Annotated in this window: 26 protein-coding genes and 1 other annotated feature; of the genes, 21 read left to right on the top strand and 5 right to left on the bottom strand. The window is 44.4% G+C overall.

Going from position 1 to position 25185, the window contains the following annotated elements:
• Positions 1-51: 51 nt before the first annotated feature.
• Positions 52-1302, bottom strand: a complete 1251-nt coding sequence (locus tag NYE35_RS21690; protein ID WP_036676188.1) for a methyl-accepting chemotaxis protein — start codon at positions 1300-1302, stop codon at positions 52-54.
• 121 nt (positions 1303-1423) lie between these two features.
• Positions 1424-2380 (bottom strand): helix-turn-helix transcriptional regulator, encoded by a 957-nt coding sequence (locus NYE35_RS21685; RefSeq protein WP_036676190.1) that lies wholly within the window; start codon positions 2378-2380, stop codon positions 1424-1426.
• 159 nt (positions 2381-2539) lie between these two features.
• On the opposite strand from NYE35_RS21685, the gene NYE35_RS21680 reads away from it, so the two are divergent.
• Positions 2540-3373, top strand: a complete 834-nt coding sequence (locus NYE35_RS21680; RefSeq protein WP_036676191.1) for an SDR family NAD(P)-dependent oxidoreductase — start codon at positions 2540-2542, stop codon at positions 3371-3373.
• A 354-nt stretch (positions 3374-3727) separates the two neighbouring features.
• On the opposite strand, the gene serA is transcribed toward NYE35_RS21680, so the two are convergent.
• Positions 3728-5320 (bottom strand): phosphoglycerate dehydrogenase, encoded by a 1593-nt coding sequence (serA, locus tag NYE35_RS21675; protein ID WP_036676193.1) that lies wholly within the window; start codon positions 5318-5320, stop codon positions 3728-3730.
• A gap of 243 nt (positions 5321-5563) precedes the next feature.
• Positions 5564-5794 (bottom strand) — a binding site (T-box leader).
• A gap of 110 nt (positions 5795-5904) precedes the next feature.
• The gene (locus NYE35_RS21670; RefSeq protein WP_076101483.1) at positions 5905-6810 is read right to left on the bottom strand and encodes a hypothetical protein; all 906 of its coding nucleotides are present in this window, start codon (positions 6808-6810) and stop codon (positions 5905-5907) included.
• A gap of 115 nt (positions 6811-6925) precedes the next feature.
• On the opposite strand from NYE35_RS21670, the gene NYE35_RS21665 reads away from it, so the two are divergent.
• The 3 genes from NYE35_RS21665 to NYE35_RS21655 are packed head-to-tail and all read left to right on the top strand — an operon-like array spanning position 6926 to position 8756.
• Complete coding sequence (locus NYE35_RS21665; protein ID WP_341122031.1) at positions 6926-7519, top strand: CPBP family intramembrane glutamic endopeptidase; 594 nt, start codon at positions 6926-6928, stop codon at positions 7517-7519.
• Entirely contained in the window at positions 7516-7920 is a 405-nt protein-coding gene (locus NYE35_RS21660) for a hypothetical protein (protein WP_038572439.1), read from the top strand. Before NYE35_RS21665 ends, NYE35_RS21660 begins: the two co-directional genes overlap by 4 nt.
• Positions 7921-7943: 23 nt before the next feature.
• On the top strand, positions 7944-8756 hold the full coding sequence (locus NYE35_RS21655) for a metallophosphoesterase (protein ID WP_341122030.1): 813 nt from the start codon (positions 7944-7946) through the stop codon (positions 8754-8756).
• A 151-nt stretch (positions 8757-8907) separates the two neighbouring features.
• Here the strand turns inward: NYE35_RS21655 and NYE35_RS21650 are convergent, their stop codons facing one another.
• Entirely contained in the window at positions 8908-9795 is an 888-nt protein-coding gene (locus NYE35_RS21650; RefSeq protein ID WP_370510595.1) for a polysaccharide deacetylase family protein, read from the bottom strand.
• A 103-nt stretch (positions 9796-9898) separates the two neighbouring features.
• On the opposite strand from NYE35_RS21650, the gene NYE35_RS21645 reads away from it, so the two are divergent.
• From NYE35_RS21645 to NYE35_RS21565, 17 genes are all read left to right on the top strand, one after another.
• Positions 9899-10270, top strand: coding sequence for a hypothetical protein (locus tag NYE35_RS21645; RefSeq protein ID WP_036676200.1), 372 nt, complete (start codon positions 9899-9901; stop codon positions 10268-10270).
• Between the two features lie 234 nt (positions 10271-10504).
• Complete coding sequence (locus NYE35_RS21640; RefSeq protein WP_036676203.1) at positions 10505-11119, top strand: genetic competence negative regulator; 615 nt, start codon at positions 10505-10507, stop codon at positions 11117-11119.
• A 153-nt stretch (positions 11120-11272) separates the two neighbouring features.
• Positions 11273-11968, top strand: coding sequence for a glutamic-type intramembrane protease PrsW (gene prsW / locus NYE35_RS21635; protein WP_076104440.1), 696 nt, complete (start codon positions 11273-11275; stop codon positions 11966-11968).
• A gap of 322 nt (positions 11969-12290) precedes the next feature.
• Positions 12291-13649, top strand: coding sequence for a germination protein YpeB (ypeB, locus tag NYE35_RS21630; protein ID WP_076104441.1), 1359 nt, complete (start codon positions 12291-12293; stop codon positions 13647-13649).
• 134 nt (positions 13650-13783) lie between these two features.
• Positions 13784-14437, top strand: a complete 654-nt coding sequence (locus NYE35_RS21625) for a flagellar brake protein (RefSeq protein WP_036676209.1) — start codon at positions 13784-13786, stop codon at positions 14435-14437.
• 206 nt (positions 14438-14643) lie between these two features.
• Entirely contained in the window at positions 14644-15354 is a 711-nt protein-coding gene (gene cmk, locus NYE35_RS21620; protein ID WP_339814714.1) for a (d)CMP kinase, read from the top strand.
• Positions 15351-15938, top strand: coding sequence for a lysophospholipid acyltransferase family protein (locus NYE35_RS21615; RefSeq protein WP_036676211.1), 588 nt, complete (start codon positions 15351-15353; stop codon positions 15936-15938). The genes cmk and NYE35_RS21615 overlap by 4 nt, the downstream gene beginning before the upstream one ends.
• Positions 15939-16113: 175 nt before the next feature.
• Complete coding sequence (rpsA, locus tag NYE35_RS21610) at positions 16114-17436, top strand: 30S ribosomal protein S1 (protein ID WP_170914203.1); 1323 nt, start codon at positions 16114-16116, stop codon at positions 17434-17436.
• 176 nt (positions 17437-17612) lie between these two features.
• Positions 17613-18938, top strand: a complete 1326-nt coding sequence (der, locus tag NYE35_RS21605) for a ribosome biogenesis GTPase Der (protein ID WP_036676212.1) — start codon at positions 17613-17615, stop codon at positions 18936-18938.
• A gap of 12 nt (positions 18939-18950) precedes the next feature.
• Positions 18951-19568: a glycerol-3-phosphate 1-O-acyltransferase PlsY gene (gene plsY / locus NYE35_RS21600; RefSeq protein ID WP_036676213.1), complete on the top strand. Its 618-nt coding sequence runs from the start codon at positions 18951-18953 to the stop codon at positions 19566-19568.
• The gene (locus NYE35_RS21595; protein ID WP_036676214.1) at positions 19561-20601 is read left to right on the top strand and encodes an NAD(P)H-dependent glycerol-3-phosphate dehydrogenase; all 1041 of its coding nucleotides are present in this window, start codon (positions 19561-19563) and stop codon (positions 20599-20601) included. Before plsY ends, NYE35_RS21595 begins: the two co-directional genes overlap by 8 nt.
• Before the next feature lie 66 nt (positions 20602-20667).
• Complete coding sequence (locus tag NYE35_RS21590) at positions 20668-20943, top strand: stage VI sporulation protein F (RefSeq protein WP_038572437.1); 276 nt, start codon at positions 20668-20670, stop codon at positions 20941-20943.
• A 197-nt stretch (positions 20944-21140) separates the two neighbouring features.
• Positions 21141-21320, top strand: coding sequence for a DUF2768 family protein (locus NYE35_RS21585; RefSeq protein ID WP_341122029.1), 180 nt, complete (start codon positions 21141-21143; stop codon positions 21318-21320).
• Positions 21321-21354: 34 nt separating this feature from the next.
• Positions 21355-21723 carry a 2Fe-2S iron-sulfur cluster-binding protein gene (locus NYE35_RS21580; RefSeq protein ID WP_036676220.1) on the top strand — a complete coding sequence of 123 codons (369 nt, stop codon included), beginning with the start codon at positions 21355-21357 and terminating at the stop codon, positions 21721-21723.
• A gap of 30 nt (positions 21724-21753) precedes the next feature.
• Complete coding sequence (locus NYE35_RS21575; RefSeq protein WP_341122028.1) at positions 21754-22500, top strand: hypothetical protein; 747 nt, start codon at positions 21754-21756, stop codon at positions 22498-22500.
• Between the two features lie 451 nt (positions 22501-22951).
• Entirely contained in the window at positions 22952-24430 is a 1479-nt protein-coding gene (spoIVA, locus tag NYE35_RS21570) for a stage IV sporulation protein A (protein WP_036676222.1), read from the top strand.
• 377 nt (positions 24431-24807) lie between these two features.
• Entirely contained in the window at positions 24808-25080 is a 273-nt protein-coding gene (locus NYE35_RS21565; protein WP_036676223.1) for an HU family DNA-binding protein, read from the top strand.
• Positions 25081-25185 lie beyond the last annotated feature (105 nt).

The raw sequence follows: 25185 nt of genomic DNA, 5'->3' as shown, positions 1-25185 counted from the left end.
AAAAAAACTGCCACCTAAGACTCAGCTTAGGTGGCAGTTGATAGTTTTGAACTAGAATTTAAAGATATGAATGGTTTTTTGCAGATTAAATACGGCCTGGGTCATTTTTTCCGTTTCTTCTGCAACAGACTGCAGGGCATTAATCTGTTCATTCATAGCCGCCGATACCTCTTCAGTGCCTGCAGCGGTTTCTTCGGTGATTGCTGAGATATTCTCAATTGCACTGGAAATTTTCAAGGCACTTTCTAGCATAAGATCACTCTCCGCAGAGAATGAAGAGATTTGCTCGGTAATGTACTGCACGCTTTGTACAATTTGTGCGAAAATATGGGCAGATTGAGTGATCATTTCATTCTGAACCTGCACAACCTCTTCATTGATGGCGATATTATCGATGGCTTGTTTAATATCTGACTCAATGCTGCGGACCAAACCGAATACTTCTTTTGTGGAAGCCGTAGATTCCTCAGCAAGCTTGCGAACCTCTTGAGCGACAACGGCAAAACCCCGACCATGCTCTCCGGCACGAGCAGCTTCGATGGAGGCATTGAGTGACAGCAGGTTGGTCTGCTCAGCGATCTCTGTGATGGTCTTGGTGATCATCGTAATCCCGCGGGCATTTTGTGAGAGAGCTTCAATAGTATCAGCCACTTTTTGTGTAGCCTCTATGTTTTTACGCATGCCTTCAGCCTGTGTATCTACGGATTGGCGCCCTTGCTCAACAAGTTCTAAGGTATGTATTGAACGTCTGTTCATTTCTTTGGTGGAGTTCGTATAATTGGATACTTTGGTCTCAATGTCTTTAATGGATTCTGTCATATCAGCGATATCCGTAGATATTTCATTTGCACCAAGAGCGAGCTCGGTAGAAGAAGAGGCTACTTGTGCCATAACAATTTTCAGGTTCTGGTTCTTATCTTCGATTCCGCGGCTTGCATCCATTACTTGACGGGTGATCTGCGATGCATCGGTCAGAATCTTCTTGAGCTTATCAATCATTGTGTTAAAGGAGCGGCTTACGTCACCCATTGAACCATTTTCGTCCGCTCTGCTAGTGAAATCCCCCTTCGAAATACTGTGAGATACATTAGCAATATCATCAAAAGATGATGTAAGCGTTCTCTCCACGAAGCGAGCAACAGGTAAAGTCAGACCTGCAAGAACAACTACTAGTATAATTCCTACGAGAAATTGACCTAGAATCATTAACGTAACTAAGACAGGAATAGCAAACAGTGCGGCAACGAGGTAACATCCGGCAACAATTCTTTGTTTTAACGGAAGTTTGTGCATCCAGCTCATTGGTAAAATGTCCCCCTTATTAAATTTTATGTAATGGTGTTATTATAGGGGATTTATAGGTCATTGGTCTATAGAGAAGTGTCATAAATCTTCTTTAAGTAGTAGATATTTAGAATTCATGTCAAAATTCCTCATATATTGTGGAAATTGTTTTAATAGCAGACTTTACCATCCCTACTAGTTCGGTAGGAGCTAAAACAATAACTGAAGGAGAAAAAGAGAGTACGATACGACAGGCAGATTCTATAGTATTAAACTCGGCCTCTACGTTCATCCACCCAGTATTAGCAGAGGGTTCTACTAAAGTTATAGTTACATATCTTTCACGTTGTAATTCTTTAAGAATAGACTCATTCACCTTTAATTTCACTACATATTTTGGCAGAGCTGCTTTAAAAGCTAAAGTCGACTGTTCCCAGTAGCTTTTTAAATCAAAAGTCTCAGGTCTGACAAATGATTCATTAGTTGCTTCAGCTTGTATTAATCTTGACACGCGAAAAGTCCGCATTTCACCCTCGGTTCGTGCCACTACATACCAAACTCCACGTTTTGCGACTAACCCAAGAGGTTCAATAAAACGTTCCTTCGTCTCGTCATTCCGTGGGTAAGTGATCTTTACTTTACGATCTTCCCAAACAGCTTCCTGCAGGATAGATAGGAACGGATAGGTCTCGTCGGAAGGGTGCCAGCTGGCACCATCAATATGGATGCGCTGGCTTAGGTAACTGGCTGGATTATTCGTCCTAGATGGCGAAGCAGCCTCCAGCTTGAGTACGGCAGAAGAAAAGTCGTTTTGTATACCCAGATCTTTTAAAATCGAGGAGTCTGCGGACAGCAGCAGAGTAGCAATCTCTGAGGGCTTCATACCCGTTAACGAGGTTCGGTATCCTTCCGTGAGCATCCAGCCCCCTTCGCGTCCCCGTTCGGCAAGAATCGGTATTCCTGCTGTACATAAGGCTTCCATATCTCTAAACACAGTTCGTTCAGACACTTCTAAGGTCTGGGCTAGCTCACGGGACGTCATCTTTCCACGATTTTGCAGCAAAAGTAAGATGGATAACAAACGATCGGCTCTCATTAAGGGAACATTCCTCCTCCTAATAAATGTTAGTCAGTTCTTAATTAATTATTATATTATATATGTCAGTTGATGTCATATTAAAGAATTATACTTATATAAGGTAAGGATTAAATATAGAACATTTAGAGAAAAACAAATGTAGAAAGGATTGAGAACATGACTTTAAAAGGAAAAGTAGCATTGGTCACCGGAGGCAGCAGAGGTGCTGGTAGAGGAATTGCATTGGAGCTGGCAAGGAAAGGTGCATTCGTTTATATTACGGGCAGAACGACAGAGGCCTCTGGCACAGGGCAAAGCAAGCGGAGCATTGATAACGTGCTTAGGGAAATAAAAGCGGAGGGAGGGTCCGGCAGCGCCATACGATGTGATCATACAAAAGATCAGGAGACAGAGACGGTCATTCGCCAGATTGCTTCAGAGCAAGGGCGGCTTGATATTTTAGTCAACAATGTATGGGGCGGCAACGATTTACTTATTGAGCAGAAGTCTTTCTGGGAGCTTCCAACAGCGCATTGGGACAATATGTTTAATGCGGGTGTGAGGGCACAGTTGGTAACAAATTATTACGCAATACCTTTAATGCGCGAGGCAAAAGCTGGCGGTCTAATCATCCACACAACCTTTTGGGATCATTACAAATATCTCGGAAACTTCTATTATGATCTTTCTAAAAATACACTTGTGCGCATGGCCTACGGGTTATCGATTGAGCTTAAAGAGGACAACATTGCAGTTATTCCTCTTACTCCGGGCTGGATGAGGACAGAGGCGGTGTTGGAGAGCATGAACACGGATGAGGAGCATTGGCATGAGGTTGAAGAATTGCAGATGACTGAATCCACAACCTATATCGGTAGGGCAGCCGCTGCTCTCGCAACCGATCCTGAGGTTATGTCTATGACCGGTCAACCGCAGCAGGTTGCTAAGCTCGCTGAAAAGTATGGATTTACCGACATCGATGGGCGGACTGTTCCCGCATTCTTAGTCTAAACAGCAAACTTGATCTGTTTGATCCCATTTCTGTGTACGAAGCAGTAAAGGACAGAGCTGATCTTAAATGCAGCATTTTCGTATATTTAGGACGCTATCGGTCCCCATAGACGCTATTGATAGGCAAAACACCTGATTTAGCTCTCTTTTTGAGGAATAGCGGCACTGGAGTCCGAAACACTGCTTCAAAGGTGAAGTTATTGCTTATAAGGCCATCTGGGTCCGTAAGTCTCCAGGGGAACTCGATTCGGTGTTGTAAATGAAGCCGAAATAGGTCGACGATCAACAACAAAAGCAGCGAAACTCCTATAAGGGGAGAGTCGCTGCTCTGTTGTTTGATTTCTATCTTATTGCTTACAGAAGAATGATTTCTTCGGCAGTGTTGATTTCTGGCAGGCCAGCAAGCTTCACAAGCACATGAGTAGGTACAGCTTTATCAACGGTCAGCAGCATGATTGCTTCGCCACCAACGATTTTACGTCCCACTTGCATGGAGGCGATATTGACATCATTTTCACCCAGCAATGTGCCCACAAGTCCGATAATCCCTGGTTTGTCGTTATGGGATACGACGATTTGATGTCCTTCAGGAGCGATATCAACTGGGAACTTGTTCACTTGAACAATTCTTTCTCCATAACCTTGCAGCAATGTTCCGGCTACGAGACGTTCTTGGTCGTGATCTGTTTTAAGGGTCACGGTAATCAGATTAGTGAACCCTTTAGTTTTGGAAGCTTTAGTTATTACTACATTAACGTCGCGTGTTTTTGCCAAGTGCATGGAGTTAACGATGTTAACATCCTCAGCGAAGTGGCGGGAGAGCACGCCTTTCACAATATAACGAGTAAGTGGTTGGGTATCGACATCTGACAGATCACCCGCATACTCAACATGGATTTCACGAATAGCACTATCTGTAATTTGGGTAACAAAGCTGCCCAGCTTCTCACCAAGTGTGAAGTAAGGCTGGAGTTTGTTCATTACGCTTGGAGCAACTGGAGGAATATTTACAGCATTGATGAACGGTTCATTACGCAGAATATGCAGTACTTGTTCCGATACATCGATCGCTACATTCTCCTGAGCTTCAATTGTAGAAGCGCCCAAGTGAGGAGTCACGATAATTTTTGGATGCGACAAGAATGGGTGATCTGCTTGTGGCGGCTCTTTTTCGAATACGTCAAATGCAGCGCCAGCAACAATACCGCTATCAATAGCTTCTACTAACGCCATTTCATCAATTACACCACCACGGGCACAGTTGATGATGCGCATTCCCTTTTTCATCACTTCAAATTGCGGGCGGGAAATCATATGGCGTGTTTCCGGAGTAAGTGGAGTGTGCACAGTAATGAAGTCTGCTCCGCGGACTACATCGTCAACGGAAGCTAATTTTACTTCCAGTTTCTCAGCACGCTCAGCAGTTAAGAAAGGATCAAAAGCAAGGATTTCCATGCCGAAAGCTTTGGCACGTTTAGCCACTTCGCTACCGATTCTGCCCATTCCCAGTACACCTAAAGTTTTGCCGCGAAGCTCTACACCCACGAAGGTTTTTCTATCCCAGGTTCCACCAATTGTTTTTGCATAAGCTTGTGGAATGTGACGGGCCAGTGCCATCATCATTGCAAAAGCATGCTCACAAGTTGTAATGGTATTTCCATCAGGAGCGTTGATAACAACAACCCCACGTTGAGTAGCAGCTTCCAGCTTGATATTATCTACACCCACACCTGCACGACCAATGACCTTTAAGTTTTTTCCAGCTTCGATAATTTTTTCAGTTACTGTAGTTTGACTGCGGACGAGTAGACCATCATATTCACCGATGATTGCAACGAGCTCATCTTCACTGAGACCTGTTTTTTTGTCTACAACTACATCTGTTGCGTCCATCAATTGCTGAATGCCCAAATCACTGATTGGATCCGATACTAATACTTTAAACATGGTTTCTTATCCCCCTTAAAGTTGAAAAGCTTTATATGTCGAGGACGCCCTGATGGACTGTCCACAATACCAGAAGGTTCACGAACTAGTAGAGAAAAACATGTAATAATAGTAGATCAACGCGGTGTCGCACAAAAGAAACAGCGTGCAAGAGTACCGCGAAATCGGTAACTTTGGGCATAAGGTAGTATTTATGGGGGATTAGGGAATTAAAAAAACTCCCAACCCCATACTACTGCCGTAGTAAGGGACGAGAGTTATCTTCGTGGTACCACCCTAATTCACTGCAACTTGGAAGAAGCAGCCTCATTGGCCTGCATAGGCCACACTGTTAACGGAGTTGATCCGATTGTACCTACTTTAAGGTTCGATACAATATCTCAGGAGCGCTAAAGATAGCTGTTCGTCACCGGTTTGCACCAACCACCGGCTCTCTGAAGACTTCCAGGATCTTTGTTCCATCATCGGTTTTGAATGATTAATTTTTTCATAATGTAACACGGTATGCAAGTTGTGTCAATAGGCTTTACAAGTAGCGTTTCTTGAAGTGAACTTCATTTTTCGTTATGATTCAATAACTGGTTCTATTCAAAAAAGAACGGAAGCTGAGGTAGTGTCTCCCTGTTATAATACTGTTCCCGCCATTTTATAAAATCCTGTTCCTGCACAGCACCTGTAGAAATCAACAAGGTTACTGAGGACTGGATATCCGAAAGATTTAATGAGTTTGCAGTGCCTGAGTAAATCATATCGTCTATTTTAGCAGTGATGTCCTGAGGATCATAACCTGCAAAAATTCCGCGATTCAACATCATGTCAGCGATAGAAGCATTCTTCAAAAGAAGGGGCATTTTTTTCCACTGAATGAAAGACATCGTTTTTAGTTCGCCAGGTGCAGAAGGTATTTTCTGGTTTGTCTTAGAGCCCCATTTTAGCATAGAATCATAGAAGTTCTTTTGTGCTAACAGACCGTACTTCACGGCGCCAGTTGTAAATTCATCATTTTTCAATAACTTTGCGGTCTCTGCACCAGATGCACTAGTAGAGACTTTGCCGGAGGCTTTAGAAAATAAAGTTAAGCTTTTGAGTACATTGACCTGTGACTGATGTAATAGAGGAGAGTTAGTGAAAATAGAATCTTGATTAACTCTCTCATATTGCTGGTCTGCTAGAATACTTAGATTCTTCATTACTGCCGCATTCATACGAGCATCTGTGCTGCGCGCTAACTTATCTACTTGAATGTTCCAATTCCGCTTGAATTCCCGATAGGGCAAAAATACGTTATGATAGAAAGTAACCAGATCCTGCTGTTGATAAGAGCCCGTGAATTCTACTAAACCATTCATACTTGATTGATTGTCATATTTGGCTTCAGTTTTGTCTGCGCCAACCTTGACGCCAGTAAAAAATGCGGCGAAGGCGCAAACTAGGAAAAACAAAAAAACTAGCGTGTATAACATTTGATTGCGGGACTTACGTTTGCTCATAATAAATGCTCCTTTTTCTGGGGGGATTATCCTATGTATTATGTATTGATAGCAACACTATGGACGGTTTCTCTCTCGGAGCTGCCCGAAAAAAATAAAGAACAGGCAGGTCACGATGAAAAAATTCAAATTTGGCGAGATTAAGGTTAAAAAGGTAGAACCAGGCCAGTTGACAGACCGTCTTCTGCTGCTCAATCTCTATATCACTCAGGGGCTCACATTAATTATCGGTTTGATATGGATATTATTTCAGAAAAGAAATCCTTTTCAGCTATTAATTATTCCAGAAAAAGTACATTTTGTGGCATGGGGCCTCGGACTTGCTGCTGCAATGCTAATTGTTGACTATTTATTGACACATATTGTCCCTGAGGAAAGCATGGATGATGGTGGAATAAACGACCTTTTATTTCGAAATCGCCCTGTGTTTCATATTATCGTCATAGCAGCAATTGTATCGGTATGTGAGGAGCTCTTATTCCGCGGTGCCATCCAATATTCCATTGGCCCTTATTGGACGAGTATAGTATTTGCTCTTATTCATGTCCGTTATTTACGTCACTTTGTACCTACCGGCTGGGTGTTCTTAAGCAGTTATGGTCTTGGATATATTTACATTCAATCGGGCAGCCTCTGGGCCCCTATACTATGTCACTTCTTCATCGACCTGATCTCAGGTCTGGTGATCCGCTATAGGAGGGAATCATGAGTGAGGAATTAAGCCGGGTAAAGTCTCGACAAAAACAACACAAAAGTGAAAGCAAACATCCTGGCAAAAGTAAAAAAGAGAAGCGGACTTCGGAGGCTGTAAAAAAGGCTACTCCTGAAAAGAAGTCTACTCCTATAAAGAAAAATGCTACCGCTCGGGTCTCTACGGCAACTTTATCAAGAAAAGCTCGCCGCCCAGCAGGTTCTGCAAAGCGCTCTTCCACAGGAAGTAAAGAGAAGGACGAAGAATCTGTTCCTTCTCGTTCAGATACTTATTCTTCAGAAAAAGTTCGTCTAAGCAAGATGTTTGTGAACTCTTTGATTTTTATCTTTGTTATTTTGCTAATAGGGCTGCTTTGGTGGGGAATTGAAGGAGCGCCTCCGCTGAGTACATTATGGTGAGTACATGGGCATGGGGAGTGGTCTTGGCCATTCTATTGATAGCTGCGGCTGTTGTTATAATCATGGTGATCAACGCGTTTAGAAACAGAATTATTACCGAGGAAATAATGCTAGATTCGCTACCTGAAGAGTTCGATGGATTTCGTATCTTGTTTATAACAGATATCCATCGCCGCCGCCTTCCGTCCGCGCTTCTGATGCCATTAAAGGGTGGAGTAGATGTTGTCTTTCTGGGAGGAGATCTAACGGAAAAAGATAGCCCTTTAAATCGTCTTGTCGATAATATGACTCTAGTTACTTCTATTGCATCTACCTATGTAGTGCATGGAAATCATGATTATCGGGCTAATATTACAAGGGTGGATGAGATTATTCAGGACAGTGGTGCAAAACTGTTAATGGATGAAAATGTGGCTTTTGAACGTGAGGGAGCTAAACTTTGGTTAACCGGAATTGATTTTCCGAAAAATGGGGGCAAAACTCCATACCGTCCTTTTCCGCAATTAGCCACAAACACTTCTGCTGAAGATACCTGTCGTATAATTCTTGTACATGATCCGCTTTGGTTGTCCAAGCGCCAAAGTGTGCCAGCGGACCTGATTCTGGCAGGTCATACGCATGGGGGCCAGGTGATCCTTCCGTTTGTGGGTCAAAGACATGTTGAGCATTTCTATCATAAATATGACGCTGGAAAGTTTAGTTGGCCAAGAGGTGACGGTTCCGCAAAAAATGCGCTGCTGCTGATCAGCAGAGGGTTTGGAACAGCACATCTGCCAATTCGCTGGGGCAGTCCTGCTGAAATGCATGTGCTGACACTGCGTAAATCAACCCAATAGTGCTTGCTCTTTCCAGTAAGAAAAATAGGTAGCGTAAAAAAAGGGGGGTCCAAAGCCATGCAAATGGCTTTTGGAACCCCCTTCTATTTTTCGTTTGATTTGAAACATTTGCACTGACGAAGCAATTATCGGACATGTACGGATAATGAGATCAACGCATTTTTAGCTCAATGCTGCGCGGATCAACAAAGCTGTAGCCTTTGCCCTCAAGTGTAGTGAGCAGGGTATCCAGACCTTCAACGGTCCATGGTAGCTCATGCATCAGGATATTACTGCCAGAATGCAGCTGATCGGTAACATTGCTGATCAATTTTTCTGTCTTACCCGTTTCTTTTTCTTTCATTTCCCAGTCAAGAGAGCCTACAGACCAGGTCATGTATAACATTCCATTCTCGGCAGCGACCTTCTTGCCAACATCCCCGCCAGCACCATGTGGCGGACGGAAAAAGTGAGGAGCTTCTCCCAGCGTTTCTTTGACAATATTTTGAACATCTTCGATTTGCTTTTTAACCTCAGTATAGGACTTGTCTTTCAATACAATATGATCCCAGCTGTGGTTGCCGATAATTCCACCGCGGTTATGTATTAACTCCAGAAGCTCAGGATGCTCCTTAACACGATAACCATTCACGAAAAAGATGGCTTTAGCTTGATGTTTGTCCAGAACATCCATCAAAGGGTTAATCATTGCCGCATCTTTAGGACCGTCGTCAAAGGTGAGCAAAACCACTTTTTTATTTGTAGCTTCCTCATTAGGGACGATATCGTAATTTTTGTTCATATGGTACAGCAGTGGAATTTCAGCGGATGCTTCGCCCTTACTGGCTGTACTATTTCCTGTAGTACCTCCATCTGCTGTTGCTTCAGGGGTAGGACTGGCTGTTGCTTCAGGTGATGGCGCCGTAGTTTCTGCGCTTTGTGTAGCTGCCGCCGTGGGCGGATTGTTTGAGGCATTTGTTTCCTTAGCTGTATTTCCATTTGCACCGCTGTTGCCACAGGCAGTAAGCAACAAGGTAGCCAATAGGAGCACTGATGTCATTTTACCCACTTTTTTCAACTCGCTTTCTTGTTATTAGGTTGTATGAGCCGGAATCTTTCCGCGAACACTAAACATGATTTTACCATACAAGGAGGCTGGAAATATGAATACTTCGTCATTTTTATGCGGGGTGCTGATGGGCGCCGCAGCCAGTATGATTATGTCCAAAAAGCGGAATTCTTTAATGTCTTCGCTAGGGCAATCGGGTGGTTCCATGAGTGGAGCTGCAGATAAAGCAAAAGAAAAAATAATCGGTATGGCCACGACTGGTTTTGGTAACACTGCTGTTTCAAGCAGTAATGCTCAAAGTAACGGTTCAAGTAGCGGAACCACTGAGCATAAGACTGAATCACCAGTGAAGTCGAAGGAATCCAATCTTAAATTGTTAAAGGAATTCATTCGCAGCAATCCTGAAGTGAAGAGCGAAGTAGAGCAGATTCTTAAAGAAACGCATACAACCATACCGGGATTGTAACCGTAAAGGACTCCATCAGAATCATTTTGGGGATGAAATATTCCGCAGAATGATTCTTTTTTATTATTCAGGGCTCTGAAAATGGTTTATTCAATAGAGAGGATTTTATATATTTATTTACGTGCATTTATCTCGGCAAAATGATAACATACTTACATAGTAACCATTTTTGGCTCATTACTCGGGACTCATCATACATTATAATAAATGAGCTTGCAAAAGGAGGATCCTGTCATGAGAATAGAGCGATTAAGTCAAGATAAGATACGGATTTTCCTCACTTTTGACGACCTGAGCGAGCGGGGCATCCAGAAGGAAGACATGTGGCAGGAAGTTCCTAAGGTTCATGACCTGTTTACGGAGATGATGGATCAAGCATATAGTGAACTAGGTTTTGATGCCACGGGTCCGCTTGCCGTAGAAGTTTTCGCATTGCCCGCGCAAGGTATGGTCGTTATAGTGACCCGAGGAAAATATGATCACCATCAGTACGGTGCGTCCGGGGAAGAAGAATTGCCAGAAGAGATTTATGAAATGGAAGTTACTCTTGAACAAAGCGACTCCATTGTATATGCATTCCGCGATTTCGAGGTTCTGGTTGAAGCGGCCCATGTGCTCATCGGTAATATTACTTCCCAGGGGAAACTGTATTCTTATAACAATAAATGGTATCTGTATTTCGATCCAAAGGAATTTGAAGAAACGGCGTTGTCAGGTCTTGTTGGCGTACTAGCTGAGTTTGGAGATTCCTCACCGGTCACAGAAGCTGTTCTCGATGAATATGGGAAAACAGTGATGCCGGAGAATGCGGTCCAGTTATTGTGCACTCATTTTAAGCGTCAGGAGTAATTAGGCAAGATCTAGGGGCTGATGACCATTGTTTAGGCCGATCAGCCCTAGTCTTGTTGTTGGTGATATGTCGGTCATTCTTGTATCAAAGTTATCATCTACCTTGCTGTGTAACGGCAGTAATAGGGTTTAGGGGTGTAGGGAGGTTATTCGGTGCTCGTGTTATCGGTTATTTCGTCGGCAGTGGCGCCGGGACTTGCTCTGTTGACCTTTTTTTATCTGAAAGACAAGTATGATCAAGAACCGCTTCATGTAGTCATTAAAGTATTCTTGCTCGGCCTTCTGATTGTGTTTCCTGTCATGATCATTCAGAGAGGGCTGATGCTGGGACTAAATGGCGGTCCGTATGTGGAGTCGTTTCTCATATCCGCTGGCGTGGAAGAATGTCTAAAGTGGTTTGTGCTTTACCATATGATTTACAATCATACCGAATTTGACGAGCCATATGATGGGATACTATACGCTGTGGCGATTTCGCTCGGCTTCGCAACAATAGAAAATGTAATGTACGCTTGGTATAGCAACGCTTCAATCGGATCAATGTTTCTGAGAGCACTTCTTCCGGTTTCTGGACACGCTATGTTTGGTGTGATCATGGGCTACCATATGGGGAGGGCGAAGTTCTCAAAAGGTGTTAAGACCCGGAGAATTCTGTTTTTTTCGCTACTGTTGCCATGGATGTGGCATGGGATATATGACTTTATTTTGAGTACGACAGCTAACTATTGGATATGGTTTATTGTGCCTCTGATGGCTATCCTATGGTATGGAGGTATGGGAAAGGTAGCTAGGGCCAACAGCCGTTCTCCTTTCCGCTTTCTGAAACGTGAAGAAGAGGTTAACCTATAATCGAGATGGACACACTTATATTCGAAGGGCAGTTCCTAGTAAGGAATTCCAGAGAGGAGAGAGGTGTCTTTTTTTGCGTATAAAAGTACGTATCGTTTGCAAACAGTGCGGTGAGACCTACATATTAAGAGGGATTAAAGAGCATGGTATCATTCAAACCGGCTTTAAACAATGCCTTTGCAGTAATAGCAGTGGCTTTGAGATTGAAGAAAGAGCATGAGCGGACGTTATAGTCACATGGTGTAGCAACTTCAGTGCATAAGACTCCTAGTTTATTGTCAAACTAACGCCAATAAGCTATCGAAAGGAGTCTTGTAGCCCTATGTACAAAAGATTAAGTGCTGTAATGTTCCCGCTGACCGCGCTGCTGCTGATTGGTGCGCTTGTGTGGGGTTATCAGGAGAACCAGGAGAAGAATTCAATACTAATTAAGGCGGAAAACCAATATCAACGCGCCTTTCATGATTTGTCCTATCATGTGGACCGTCTTCATGGTGAGCTTGGAAATACGCTTGCGGTTAATTCTGCTTCTAACGGGATGCACCGCAAAGGACTCGTCAATGTGTGGCGGATGACCAGTGAGGCCCAAAATGAGATTAATCAGCTGCCGCTGACCTTGCTGCCATTTAGCAAAACAGAGGAGTTTCTGTCCAAAATCTCCAACTTTTCTTATAAAGCCGGGATTCGTGACTTCACTAAAAAACCTCTGACAGATGGAGAATTGAGTAATCTAAAAGCATTATATAAGAACTCGGGAGAAATCTCTAAGGATTTGCAAGAGGTACAGAATAAAGTCATTGGCAACCGGCTGCGCTGGATGGATGTTGAAACGGCATTGGCAACAGAAAATAAAGCGGAGGACAACACGATTATTGACGGTTTCAAAACGGTGGATAAACGTGTTGGCGCATACCCTGAGCTAGACTGGGGCCCTTCAGTAGCAAGCATCTACGATAAACGTTCCGTCAAAATGCTCGGAGGTAACCCCGTGACTGCCGAAGACATCAAACGTAAGGCATTGAAGTTCGCGGATGCGGGCTCCAACGCTAAAGTCGATGTTAAAGAAAATGGGAAGAACACCGAATGGCCATCCTATACGGCAACAGTTAATGGTTCGAATGAGAAGCACACCATCAGTATGGATTTCACAAAAAATGGCGGATTGCTGATCTCTTATTATGATAACCGTGAGATTGGACCTGCCAAGGTATCTATTAAAGAAGCAGTTACCAAAGCCGAGAAGTTTCTTGAGAAAAAAGGATATCCCCATATGACTGCAGTCAGTGCTGATCGTTATGATAATATCGGGAATTTGACCTTTGTGACCAAACAGAATGATGTATTGATTTATCCTGAAAAAATGACTATTCGTATGGGGCTGGATACAGGTGATACCATCGGTTTTGAGGCCAGCGAATATGTTAAAGAGCATAAGGACAACCGTCAGCTTCCAAAACCAAAGCTTACTCTTGCTGAGGCGAGAAAATTTCTGAATTCTGATTTCAGGGAGCAATACAATCGCTTGTCCTGGATTAAAAATGATGATTCCGTCGAGGTCTTGACTTACGAGTTCGGTGGAGGGGTCAATGGCTCAAAGTATCGTATTTATATTAACGCTGAGGATGGAATTGAAGAGTCTGTGGAAGAAATCAGACCTTCTTCGGGGTCTGAGGCAAAATAAAAGGGAGGGCGCATCCAGCAGTTGGGTGCGTCCCTTTTTTTTGCAATATCTATAAAATATATCTGACTGGCTGATATTCCCATGCTATAATCAGGCTTAGTGATAATTACTAAACTGATGTGGCGGTGACATCTTTGTATCCTAAAATTAACGAATATCTATACATACAGGTTGCTTCCAGTGACGCTGCTGAAGCAGAAGTTGAATATAGATCAAGAATTGCAGAGACGGAAGAAGACGCATTTCTGATTGAAATTCCTATGCAGGAGAGCAATGGTCGTCTAAAAAGGCTCTTTATGGGGGACGAGCTTTCGGTCTATTTTTTAACTGAGGGTGGCATTAAAAATTACTTTAATACTTATGTGCTGGGCTTTAAAGAAGATGTAATTCGTATGGTCAGGATTCAAAAGCCGGAGACAGATTCGATTTTCAAGATCCAGAGAAGAAGCTTTTTCCGAGTGAATGCTGATCTAGAGCTAGCTGTGAAGGATAGCCTTGGCAAACGCTTCCTGGTTCGCACAGATGATATTGGTGGCGGAGGAATCTCCTTCTTGGTGGATAACCAAGTAAAGCTGGAGGTTGGTAATAAATTGTCCTGCTGGGTACTGGTTCCTTATCGAAACGGAAGCACGGAGCATGTCAATTTTGAAGGTGAAGTAGTGCGCATTAAAAAGCTTGAGAATGGACGTCTTTTAGCCATGTTGAAATTTGTCGCTATTTCAGATTTGGAACGCCAGAAAATTATCCGTTATTGCTTCGAACGTCAGTTTGATTTCCGCAACAGATAAGCATTTTTAACAGCTCTATTAAGCTGTCTGATTTTGCACTGAAGTATAAACTGTGGTATAATTTTATAAGTCGCAGGCAATGCCTGCTTTTTTCTTGATAATATCATCAAGCATAACAATTTATGTGTGCTCCTTGATATTGCAGGAATAGTTTTCGTAACGCTAGATGCTTTTTTATGAAAGAGTGTTTGAGGAGGAATGCCCCGTTGGATAGGCAGGGTACACATACTTATGACAGAATAAACGTCGCCATCGACGGACCTGCCGGGGCAGGCAAGAGCACTGTAGCCCGATTGGTAGCCCAGAAGTTGTCTTATATCTATGTCGATACTGGTGCAATGTACCGGGCAATCACCTGGTATATGATCCAAGAAGGCATTGAACCGGAAGATCAGCAGCGAGTGAACGAGAAGGTTCACGACATGGTGATTGAACTTATTCCGGAACGAGACATTCAGAAGGTGCTGATTAATGGGGAAGACGTGACCCCACATATTCGGAGCCTTCAGGTTAGCGGCCTTGTGTCGCAGTATGCGAAGATCGAGGATGTAAGATCCAGACTGAGTCAATTGCAGCGTCAGATGGCGCTTCGCAAAGGCGTGGTAATGGATGGCCGCGATATCGGTACAACCGTGCTGCCGGATGCCGAGGTAAAGATTTTTATGACGGCAAGTGTGGAAGAACGAGCTCTCCGTCGTTATAAGGAACTGAGAGACGCGGAATCGGTGACGCTTCAGCAGCTTGAACACGATATTGCAAAGCGGGACCGTCTGGATGAAGGACGGGAGATTTCACCGCTGCGCCGTGCAGAGGATGCTATTCTTCTGGATACGACCTTAATGAATATCGATCAAGTTGTGGAGGCCATTGTATCCCACTGTAGATCTCATGTTGACGGGGAGAGAAATCATTTATGATTTATGCAATTTGTGTTGGATTGCTTCGCTTGATTTACGCAATCCTTTTCCCGCTTAAGATTGTGGGGAAAGAAAATGTGCCAAAGGAGGGCGGGGTACTGCTCTGCGCTAACCACATTAGTCTGCTTGATCCAATGACTATTGGAATTAAGCTGGACCGTCAGGTAAAGTATATGGCTAAGGCTGAACTGTTTGAGGTTCCGGTGCTTGGCTGGCTCATTAATAAATTGGGTGCTTTTCCGGTGAAACGTGGCGGCGTAAGCAAAGAATCCATAAAGACGGCCCTTAACACACTTCGTAATGGTAATGTCATGGGTATCTTCCCGGAGGGTACGCGTAACTCTGATGCCGGAGTGGCCAAGAAGGGTGCTGCTAGCTTTGCACTTCGAAGTGGCGCAGCAGTTATTCCAGCGGCTATTATCGGCCAGTATAAACCCTTTCGACGCATGGTCGTTGTCTACGGTGCTCCTGTAGACCTTAGTCAATTTGCCGGTGCGGGGAGCGAATCTCTCGAGGCTGTTACCGATGTCATTATGGATCGCATCCGTGAGATGAAAGAGACAGGTAAACCAAGTGCTAGTTAAGGGATGAGCAGAACAATAAATTTTGCTCAATGTTTTGATTAAATAACGGCATAGCCGCTATTTTTTGGAACATACTATCATCAAGTGTAAGTGGCAATATCAAGCATTGCTTGTTTTGAACTCTGCTATACGCAGGTTTAAATAAATGGGGTTTTGAATCGAGGAGGCTAATCACATGTCTGAAGAAATTAAAAATCAGGAAGCTGCGGAAAAGAATGAATCCGTAGAAGCGGTGGATTCCGCTGTGACAGAAAATAACGGAGCTGTAGAAGAAGTTGCTGCCGTTAACGAAGAAGAAGTGACTAACCAAGCTGACTTGGAAATCATTTCTCTGAAAAAAGGCGATACCGTGAAAGGAACAATCGTCAAAATCGAAGATAACCAAGCTTATGTAAGCATTGGATATAAATACGACGGTGTGATTCCAATTCGCGAATTGTCCGCAGTACAACTGGACAACGCTGCTGCAGCAGTAGAAGTTGGACAGGAAGTAGAATGTAAAGTTGTCAGCATCAACGACAACAAGGAAAGCCTTGTTCTTTCCAAACGTGCAGTTGATAGTGAAAAATCATGGGAAGATCTTGAGAAATACTTCGCTTCCCAAGAAGCTTTCGAAGTTACTGTGGCTGACGTTGTTAAAGGCGGCCTCGTAGCTGATGTTGGAGCTCGTGGATTTATCCCAGCTTCCATGGTAGAGCGTCACTTCGTTGAAGATTTCAGCGATTACAAAGGCCGTACCTTGCGCGTTAAAGTGAAAGAACTTGACCGTGAGAACAGCAAAGTAATCTTGTCTGCTAAAGAAGTTCTTGAAGAAGAATTCGAAGCTAACAAGCTGAAAATTATGGCTGAACTATCTGAAGGCCAAATCATCGAAGGTACAGTACAACGTCTGACTCAATTCGGCGCATTTGTTGATGTGGGCGGAGTTGACGGTCTTGTACACGTATCTGAAATCGCTTGGAGTCACGTAGAGAAACCTTCTGATGTAGTATCTGAAGGTGATAAAGTACGTGTTAAAGTATTGAAGGTTGATCCTGAAAAAGGAAAAATCAGCCTGAGCATCAAAGCTGCTGCTCCAGGTCCTTGGGACTCTGCTGCTGGCGAAATCAACATCGGTGATGTTGTAACAGGCGTTGTAAAACGTCTTGTGAACTTCGGAGCGTTCGTAGAATTGCTTCCGGGTGTGGAAGGTCTTGTGCACATCTCACAAATCTCCCACAAACACATCGCTACTCCACACGAAGTATTGAAAGAAGGACAAGAAGTTCAAGTGAAAGTTCTGGACTTCAATCCATCCGAGAAACGTGTTAGCCTGAGCATCAAAGAAACTGAAGAAGCTCCAGCTCCATCTGCTAGACCTGAACGCAGCAATAGCAGAGACAGAGCTCCTAAAGAAGTTCTGAACAACCCTAACGTTTCCCTTAGCAACGAAGGCCTTAGCTTTACGCTTGCTGAACGTTTTGGTGATAAGCTGGACAAATTTAAGGGTAATAACTAATCCCTAAACGAGCTTTTGAATATACGGGTAAAGTAATCGGCGAGCCCTCGATACGGGGGTTCGCCGATTGTCTTTTTTTCGGAACCGGCAGGATTGATGAGAGTTAACATGATTGTTAGCCAATTTAAATGTTTTTTGCTATGATGAGTAACGTAAGGATGACAGGAGGAATGAATATGGCAAGACCCGTTGTGGCAATCGTTGGGAGGCCTAACGTCGGGAAATCGACGATATTTAATCGGCTGATTGGCGATAGATTAGCCATTGTAGAAGATAAACCGGGGATTACACGTGACCGGATTTATGGTATTTCAGATTGGAACGGTAAGTCGTTCAGTGTGATTGATACCGGAGGTATTGAAATTGATGGAGAAGACACAATTCTGAAATCAATCCGCGTTCAAGCGGAGCTGGCGATTGAAGAAGCGGATGTTATTGTATTTATGTGTGAGGCAAAGAGTGGTGTGACGAATTCAGATGAAGAGGTAGCTCAGATTCTGTTCCGTTCAGGTAAACCGGTCGTTCTTGCCATCAACAAAGTGGATAATATGAAGCGTGCGGATGATATTTATGAGTTCTATAGCCTTGGTTTTGGCGATCCAATCGGAATTTCTGGTAGTCACGGAACCGGACTCGGCGATTTGCTAGATGCTGTAGTTGAGCGCCTACCTGAGAAAATAGATGATGAATACGATGAGGATGTCATTCGTGTAGCTTTGATTGGCCGTCCGAATGTAGGGAAATCCTCTTTGGTCAACGCGATTTTGGGCGAAGAACGTGTTATCGTCAGTGATATTGCAGGGACAACAAGAGATGCTATCGATACTCCTTTTGAACGTGATGGGCAACGTTATGTGCTTATCGATACGGCAGGTATGCGTAAAAAAGGCAAGGTATACGAGAACATTGAGAAATACAGTGTTATGCGTGCTATGCGTGCGATTGAACGGGCTGATGTGGTCCTCGTTGTAATTAACGGCGAAGAGGGCATCATCGATCAGGACAAGCATATTGCTGGTTATGCACATGAAGCTGGTAAAGCATCTATTTTTGTTGTGAACAAATGGGATGCCATTGTGAAAGACGATAAGACTATGCAAAACTTTGAGACTAAGATTCGTGACCATTTCTTGTTTATGAGTTACGCACCGGTTGTCTTTTTATCGGCCTTAACCAAACAGCGTTTGCAAAAACTGCTGCCTGTTGTACAGCATGTATCTCAACAGCACGCACTGCGCATTACTACACATTTGGTGAACGACGTTGTATCTGATGCAATCGCGATTAACCCTCCACCAACTGACAAAGGCCGTCGCTTGCGTATTAACTACGTAACGCAGGTTGCGGTGAAGCCGCCTACGATTGTGGTGTTCGTGAATGATCCATCGCTGATGCACTTCTCCTATGAACGTTATCTGGAGAATAAAATTCGCGCAGCGTTTAATTTCGAAGGAACACCAATCCGTCTCTTTACACGGCGCAAATCCGAAAACGAAGGTTAGGGGAGAAGAAGTGTGGCGCTTGAACTTCTGGTTATCGTTGTAAGCTATTTGCTTGGTTCTGTCAGCTTTAGTGTACTGCTTGCAAAGTTGCTAAAGGGAATTGATATCCGTCAATACGGAAGCGGAAATGCGGGGGCTACCAATACACTGCGTGTATTGGGTAAAGGTCCTGCAATATTAGTGCTGTTGCTGGATGTGCTGAAAGGGGTTGCCGCTGTATGGTTAGGAACCTGGGTCGGCGGATGGGGAACCTGGGTTCCGGCTCTTTGCGGAATCGCTGCCATCATCGGACATAATTGGCCGCTCTATTTTCGTTTTCGTGGGGGGAAAGGCATTGCTACTACGATCGGTGTTATGGCTACGCTTTGTTTATGGCCAGCGCTGCTCGCCGGTATCATCGCCATCCTGTCTATCTTTATCACACGTTACGTGTCCCTTGGCTCATTAATTTTTGTAGCACTGACACCAGTGGCTTTATTGTTGACAGGATTTACACAACCTGTGCTCTGGACCAGTATTATTATTGCGGTCTTCGCCTTCTGGCGGCACCGGACGAATATTGTAAAGATCGTAGAAGGCCGTGAGAACAAGATAGGCTCAAAAGTTAAAGGAGGGAATCGTGTTGTCTGATAAAGTTACCGTACTTGTAGCGGGGAGCTGGGGAACTGCGCTGGCTAGTGTGCTGGCTGCAAACCACTCGGAAGTTTATCTGTGGACACGCAACTCTGATCAAGCTGCCGAGATCAATGGCTCTCATACGAATAATAAGTATCTGCCTGGCATCGCTCTGCCAGCTAACATTATTGCAACTACGGATATGGAAACGGCAGTGTCCGGTTCTAAGGCGGTTGTAATTGTGGCTCCGTCTTCAGGAATGCGGCAGGTTGCTCGCAGTCTGAAGCCATTCTGGAAGGATGACATGTTATGTGTCCATGCTACGAAGGGTTTTGAGTCGGAAAGCAATAAGCGGATGTCTATCGTAATTGCAGAGGAACTGGGCTGTGACGAAGGGCAGATCGTTGTGCTCTCCGGTCCAAGTCATGCAGAGGAAGTTGTACGTCTGTGCCCTACAACAGTTGTAGTTGCTTCACCTGATGACAAGCGTAGCGCCGAAGCGCAGGAATTGTTCATCAACAACGATTTCCGTGTATATACGAATCGTGATCAGGTTGGAGTAGAGCTTGCCGGTGCTCTTAAGAATATTATTGCCCTTGGTGCAGGCCTATCCGATGGCCTTGGATATGGGGACAATGCTAAAGCAGCGCTTTTAACCCGTGGACTCGCTGAGATCTCTCGGGTGGGAGTTGAGCTTGGAGCCAATCCTTTGACCTTTGCCGGACTTGCCGGAATTGGCGATCTTGTTGTGACAGCTACTAGTCAGCACAGCCGTAACTGGCGCGCTGGGTCCATGCTTGGTCAAGGTAAGCCGCTGGCCGAGGTGCTGGAATCCATGGGGATGGTAGTCGAAGGTATTCGTACTACCGAAGCAGCTTATGCAATTTCGCTCAAACTGGGTGTGCAGATGCCGATTACGGATCAGATTTATCATGTGCTCTTTCAAGGAAGAAGCCCACGCAGTGCAGTTGAAGCCTTGATGGGTCGTGATCGTAAACCTGAGCTTGAGTCGATCTCCCAGGAAACTTGGGAGCAGTGGCATTCCTGATCCTGTTCACCTTTTTCCGCAAATTCTCATATGTTGTAATGGGGATTGACGGAGGAGGGATGAAAAGTGAGCAGAGATTTTTCCAAGGATGCATTGAACGCCATTAATAAAAAGGCGGGCAAGAACATTACGGAAAGTGCCGTCAAAAAGCTAGCCAGTACGGTAAAGCCAGGAACTACGCAGAATGAAGCCCAGCTCCGCCAGTTAATTAAGCAGGTGTCATCAATGGCGAAAGTGCCGGTCAGTGAAGCTACTGTGCAGGAGATTATCAATGCCGTTAAAAAAGGCGGCGCAGGTTCCAGCACAATGGAGTCTTTAATGAAAATGATGCTTAAAAAATAGCTTTATGTTGGGTGAGCAAAAGAAAACGGATCAAAGAATGATTCCGTCGTCTTTTGCTTTTTTTTATATTTATGATAATTCTCATAAAGCGCATTTTATTTAAAATAATACATAAAAAATGATGTTTTTTTACAGAAAAGGATAAGGTCATGATATAATAGTCCCTAATAAATTACAGGCGAATGGGGGCTTTGACCATGGATCCGATGATAAAAATGTGGTTATCCCTGATTGCGATGCTGATTATGGGATTATCAGTATTTCTTATAACTTTTGCTCGGAGCAAAACCAAGGGCTTGCTTAAGGCTGTACTGTCTATACTTGCTTTTGTCATCATGTTAGTGGGCCTATTGGGCGGAGTTGTTTCAATTATGTAAGCAGTTACATAGTGTTGAGGAAGGAAGTAACATCATGAAATCTCAAAAAGGAGTTACCGTTGTATTTCAACCAGAAGGCCGTAAAGCTGTTGTGAACCGTGGCATTTCGTTATTAGAGGCTGCTCGTAAAGCAGGAGTGCCAATAACAACTAGATGCGGAGGCAAAGCAGGCTGTCTGATGTGCAAGGTTACAGTCGCGAAGGAAGAGGCTGCTGCAGTAAGGCCTCCCGGTGATATTGAGCGGCGTAAGCTTGGATCGGCCTTAGAAGAAGGAACGCGTCTGGCCTGTCAGGCTGCCGTATGGAGCGACGTAACCGTTCAGGTGCCGGAAGATCCACTGAAGGCTGCGGTGCGCCGTAAGCTTGAAGCAGCGCGGCGTGGGGAAGAAGATGAGCTGTGGTAGCGTAAGAATGTCACCGTGGGAGGGACTCGGTTGGAGTTTATAGGATATAAAATGAAACTGAAGGCAGGGGCCAAGATTTTGCTAGGGATGGTATCGCTCGCGCTTACGCTTTCGGGCTGTCTATACCCAGGTGAAGAGAAGCGGGCTAGTGTTAATTATCGGGAAAGTGTTAAACGGATACAAGCAGCCGTTGATGATTATCAACAGGAGGAAGGGGTACTGCCCATTCTTAATGCGGATGAAACTACTCCAAGGTATGAGAAGTTCCGTATCGACCTGGGGAAGCTGAATAATAAGGGATATTTGGATGATATACCGGCTACCGCCTTTGAGCAGGGTGGAAGTGCTTATTTTCTTATTTTGAATGAGGAAATTGATCCTGTGGTGAAGGTGATGGACCTTGTTACGGTTCAAAAGGTGAATGACGTGCAACGACAGGTTAACCGCTATAAATCAGCTCATGGCGGCAACCTGCCTGTGCTTGATGAGCTATATCCCGGATTGTATACCATTAATCATAAGCAGGCGGGTACAAGCTCTATAACGTTAACTAGTGTCTATTCCGGTCAAGTTCTTGATTTTATCCTGGATAAGGATGGAACTGTCTACGTAGATTATGTTTTTGATATCATGGCTGCCGTCGATAAGAAGGGTGGAGAGCACGATAAGAATCAGGACTTGCGACTGGATCTGGAGGAAGCTTCATATTACGTTCCCGTGAAGTCTTTGCCGTATCTATGGATTAACAATCAGCCAATCCCGCAGCCTCCAAGTTAGAGTGAAAGTTTAAGAGCGTCTAAGCTTCGGTTTTATCCGGGGTATTAGGCGTTTTTTTGTTTATATCCTTTTACACCAAGTCCTGTAATCTCAGCATCCACTAAAAATAGTTCTATCAAAGAATCCTAGCTCATAAGATGGATGAGTAAGCTTCCGGGCGTCAGACGCCTTGCGGCGCGCAGACTTAACTTTTTTGAAATTACATTGGGAAATGCGCGAATACGGGTCATAAATTCGTTCCGGATACATATGATGATACTAGTCCAAATGCATGTCCGAGCATTCGGAGTTTAGCGCGGGGCAAGTACGTCCCGGTCGAAAGCAGCTAGGCTTCGGGCGGGCATACGATAAGTCCGGTTGATGTCCTGCAAGGGTCAGATTACCGGCGGAACGCGAAGTCGATGCTCTTCAGGCATTTTTTCTTCGGAGTAATATGAGGAGGGGATCTCTTTTGGAAAAAGTGGATATTTTCAAGGACATTGCCGAGCGTACCGGCGGAGACATTTATCTTGGCGTCGTCGGCGCGGTTCGCACGGGGAAATCGACATTTATCAAGCGCTTCATGGAAACAATTGTCCTGCCAAACATCACGAATGAGGCTGATCGAGTAAGAGCTGTGGATGAGCTTCCGCAAAGCGCAGCAGGCAAAACGATTATGACGACAGAACCGAAGTTTGTGCCTAACAACGCAGTCCAAATCAAGGTTGCGGAAGGGCTTGAGGTTAATGTTCGTCTGGTAGACTGTGTGGGTTACGCTGTAGAAGGTGCAAAAGGCTACGAGGATGAAAATGGACCACGAATGATCTCTACACCTTGGTTTGAAGAGCCTATTCCTTTTCAGGAAGCGGCAGAAATCGGGACACGTAAGGTTATTCAGGAGCATTCAACGCTAGGTGTAGTGGTAACAACAGATGGTACGATTGCAGAAATTCCGCGGAACTCGTACGTGGACTCTGAAGAGCGCGTCATTGCAGAGCTGAAGGAAGTGGGTAAGCCATTTGTGCTTGTCATTAACTCCACCCGGCCACGCAGTGAGGAAGCGCAGCAGCTCCGTAACGAGCTAGCCATCAAATACGATATCCCAGTTATGACGCTAAGCGCCGCAAACATGAGCGAAGATGACGTAACTGGTGTGCTGCGGGAAGTGCTTTATGAATTCCCAGTGCATGAAGTAAATGTAAACCTGCCAAGCTGGGTTATGGTGCTTGGAGAAAACCACTGGCTGCGTAGTAGTTATGAGAACTCCGTTCGCGATACGGTAAAAGACATTCGCCGCTTGCGGGATGTTGACCGCCTCGTATCTCAGTTCACCGAATATGACTTTATTGATAAAGCTGGCCTAAGTGGTATGAACATGGGTCAGGGCGTAGCAGAGATCGACCTGTATGCTCCAGAAGAGCTGTACGATCAAGTTCTGATGGAAGTGGTCGGGGTTGAGATCCGCGGTAAAGATCATTTGCTCCAGCTTATGCAGGAGTTCTCGCATGCGAAACGAGAATACGACCGATTCTCAGAAGCATTGGAAATGGTCAAGACTACAGGTTATGGTATCGCGGCTCCATCCTTAGCCGAAATGGCGCTCGACGAGCCAGAACTGATACGTCAGGGCTCTCGCTTCGGGGTTCGCTTAAAGGCTACTGCACCGTCCATTCATATGATTCGGGTGGATGTGGAGTCTGAATTCTCGCCAATCATCGGAACGGAAAAGCAAAGCGAAGAGCTGGTTCGTTATCTGATGCAGGACTTTGAGAATGATCCTATTAAGATTTGGGAATCCGATATTTTTGGCCGCTCCCTGCACTCCATTGTTAGAGAAGGCATTCAAGGCAAGATAGCTATGATGCCGGATAATGCACGCTACAAGCTGCAAGAAACGCTTGGCCGCATTATTAACGAGGGTTCCGGCGGACTTATTGCAATTATTCTCTAAGCTGAATATAAATAAATTCAAAGAGTGGGAGAAATCCTGCTCTTTTTATTTGTATATATCCTAAAACTTGATTCCTAGTTCCTATAATAACGGTGAATCTGACTCAATTATTCTGATGAAATAAAGACCTAAACTGCTCCTATAGGTCTAACAAATTAGATCGAATTTAGATAAATATGCACGGATAGATGATAATTTCTGCTCCTTTTTTGAGTAACAGCTTGAATTTATGGATGGGCTGTATTACTATAAGTTTGTTGCGCTTCAAGGTCTAAGGGCGCCAAAGTTAAGTTTTAAACGGGATTATCACGTATATTTTACGTTGAAACGGAAACAGTGTATGATACCGGAGAATTTACTCAGGGAGGTGAGAAAACATGAATAAATCAGATTTGATCAATGTAGTTACAGAAGCAACTGAACTTCCCAAGAAGGATGCTACTAAAGCTGTAGATGCGGTTTTCGAAGCAATTACAGAAGCACTGCAAAGCGGTGATAAAGTACAACTGGTTGGATTCGGAAACTTTGAAGTGCGTGAGCGTTCTGCACGTAAAGGCCGTAACCCGCAAACTGGTGAAGAAATCGAAATTCCTGCAAGCAAGGTACCGGCATTCAAACCCGGTAAGGCGCTGAAAGACGGAATCAAATAAAGATTTCTACATACCTATCCCATAGTCTTTTAAGAACAACTATGCCGCCCTCCAAGGCGGCATTTGTTTTTTGAAATATTATGAACTGTATAATAGGTTTAGAGG

It is taken from the genome of Paenibacillus sp. FSL L8-0494, from assembly GCF_038003695.1.
Lineage (GTDB): Bacteria > Bacillota > Bacilli > Paenibacillales > Paenibacillaceae > Paenibacillus_AQ > Paenibacillus_AQ odorifer.
Note: the sequence above shows the minus strand (reverse complement) of the source record. Positions and strands in the feature narration are given on the sequence as shown.

Bases quoted from the DNA above. Each gene is read 5' to 3' on its own strand.
- NYE35_RS21690 (WP_036676188.1), bottom strand. From the start codon at position 1,302: ATGAGCTGGATGCACAAACTTCCGTTAAAACAAAGAATTGTTGCCGGA.
- NYE35_RS21685 (WP_036676190.1), bottom strand. From the start codon at position 2,380: ATGAGAGCCGATCGTTTGTTATCCATCTTACTTTTGCTGCAAAATCGT.
- NYE35_RS21680 (WP_036676191.1), top strand. From the start codon at position 2,540: ATGACTTTAAAAGGAAAAGTAGCATTGGTCACCGGAGGCAGCAGAGGT.
- serA (WP_036676193.1), bottom strand. From the start codon at position 5,320: ATGTTTAAAGTATTAGTATCGGATCCAATCAGTGATTTGGGCATTCAG.
- NYE35_RS21670 (WP_076101483.1), bottom strand. From the start codon at position 6,810: ATGAGCAAACGTAAGTCCCGCAATCAAATGTTATACACGCTAGTTTTT.
- NYE35_RS21665 (WP_341122031.1), top strand. From the start codon at position 6,926: ATGAAAAAATTCAAATTTGGCGAGATTAAGGTTAAAAAGGTAGAACCA.
- NYE35_RS21660 (WP_038572439.1), top strand. From the start codon at position 7,516: ATGAGTGAGGAATTAAGCCGGGTAAAGTCTCGACAAAAACAACACAAA.
- NYE35_RS21650 (WP_370510595.1), bottom strand. From the start codon at position 9,795: ATGACATCAGTGCTCCTATTGGCTACCTTGTTGCTTACTGCCTGTGGC.
- NYE35_RS21645 (WP_036676200.1), top strand. From the start codon at position 9,899: ATGAATACTTCGTCATTTTTATGCGGGGTGCTGATGGGCGCCGCAGCC.
- NYE35_RS21640 (WP_036676203.1), top strand. From the start codon at position 10,505: ATGAGAATAGAGCGATTAAGTCAAGATAAGATACGGATTTTCCTCACT.
- ypeB (WP_076104441.1), top strand. From the start codon at position 12,291: ATGTACAAAAGATTAAGTGCTGTAATGTTCCCGCTGACCGCGCTGCTG.
- NYE35_RS21615 (WP_036676211.1), top strand. From the start codon at position 15,351: ATGATTTATGCAATTTGTGTTGGATTGCTTCGCTTGATTTACGCAATC.
- rpsA (WP_170914203.1), top strand. From the start codon at position 16,114: ATGTCTGAAGAAATTAAAAATCAGGAAGCTGCGGAAAAGAATGAATCC.
- der (WP_036676212.1), top strand. From the start codon at position 17,613: ATGGCAAGACCCGTTGTGGCAATCGTTGGGAGGCCTAACGTCGGGAAA.
- NYE35_RS21585 (WP_341122029.1), top strand. From the start codon at position 21,141: ATGGATCCGATGATAAAAATGTGGTTATCCCTGATTGCGATGCTGATT.
- NYE35_RS21580 (WP_036676220.1), top strand. From the start codon at position 21,355: ATGAAATCTCAAAAAGGAGTTACCGTTGTATTTCAACCAGAAGGCCGT.
- NYE35_RS21565 (WP_036676223.1), top strand. From the start codon at position 24,808: ATGAATAAATCAGATTTGATCAATGTAGTTACAGAAGCAACTGAACTT.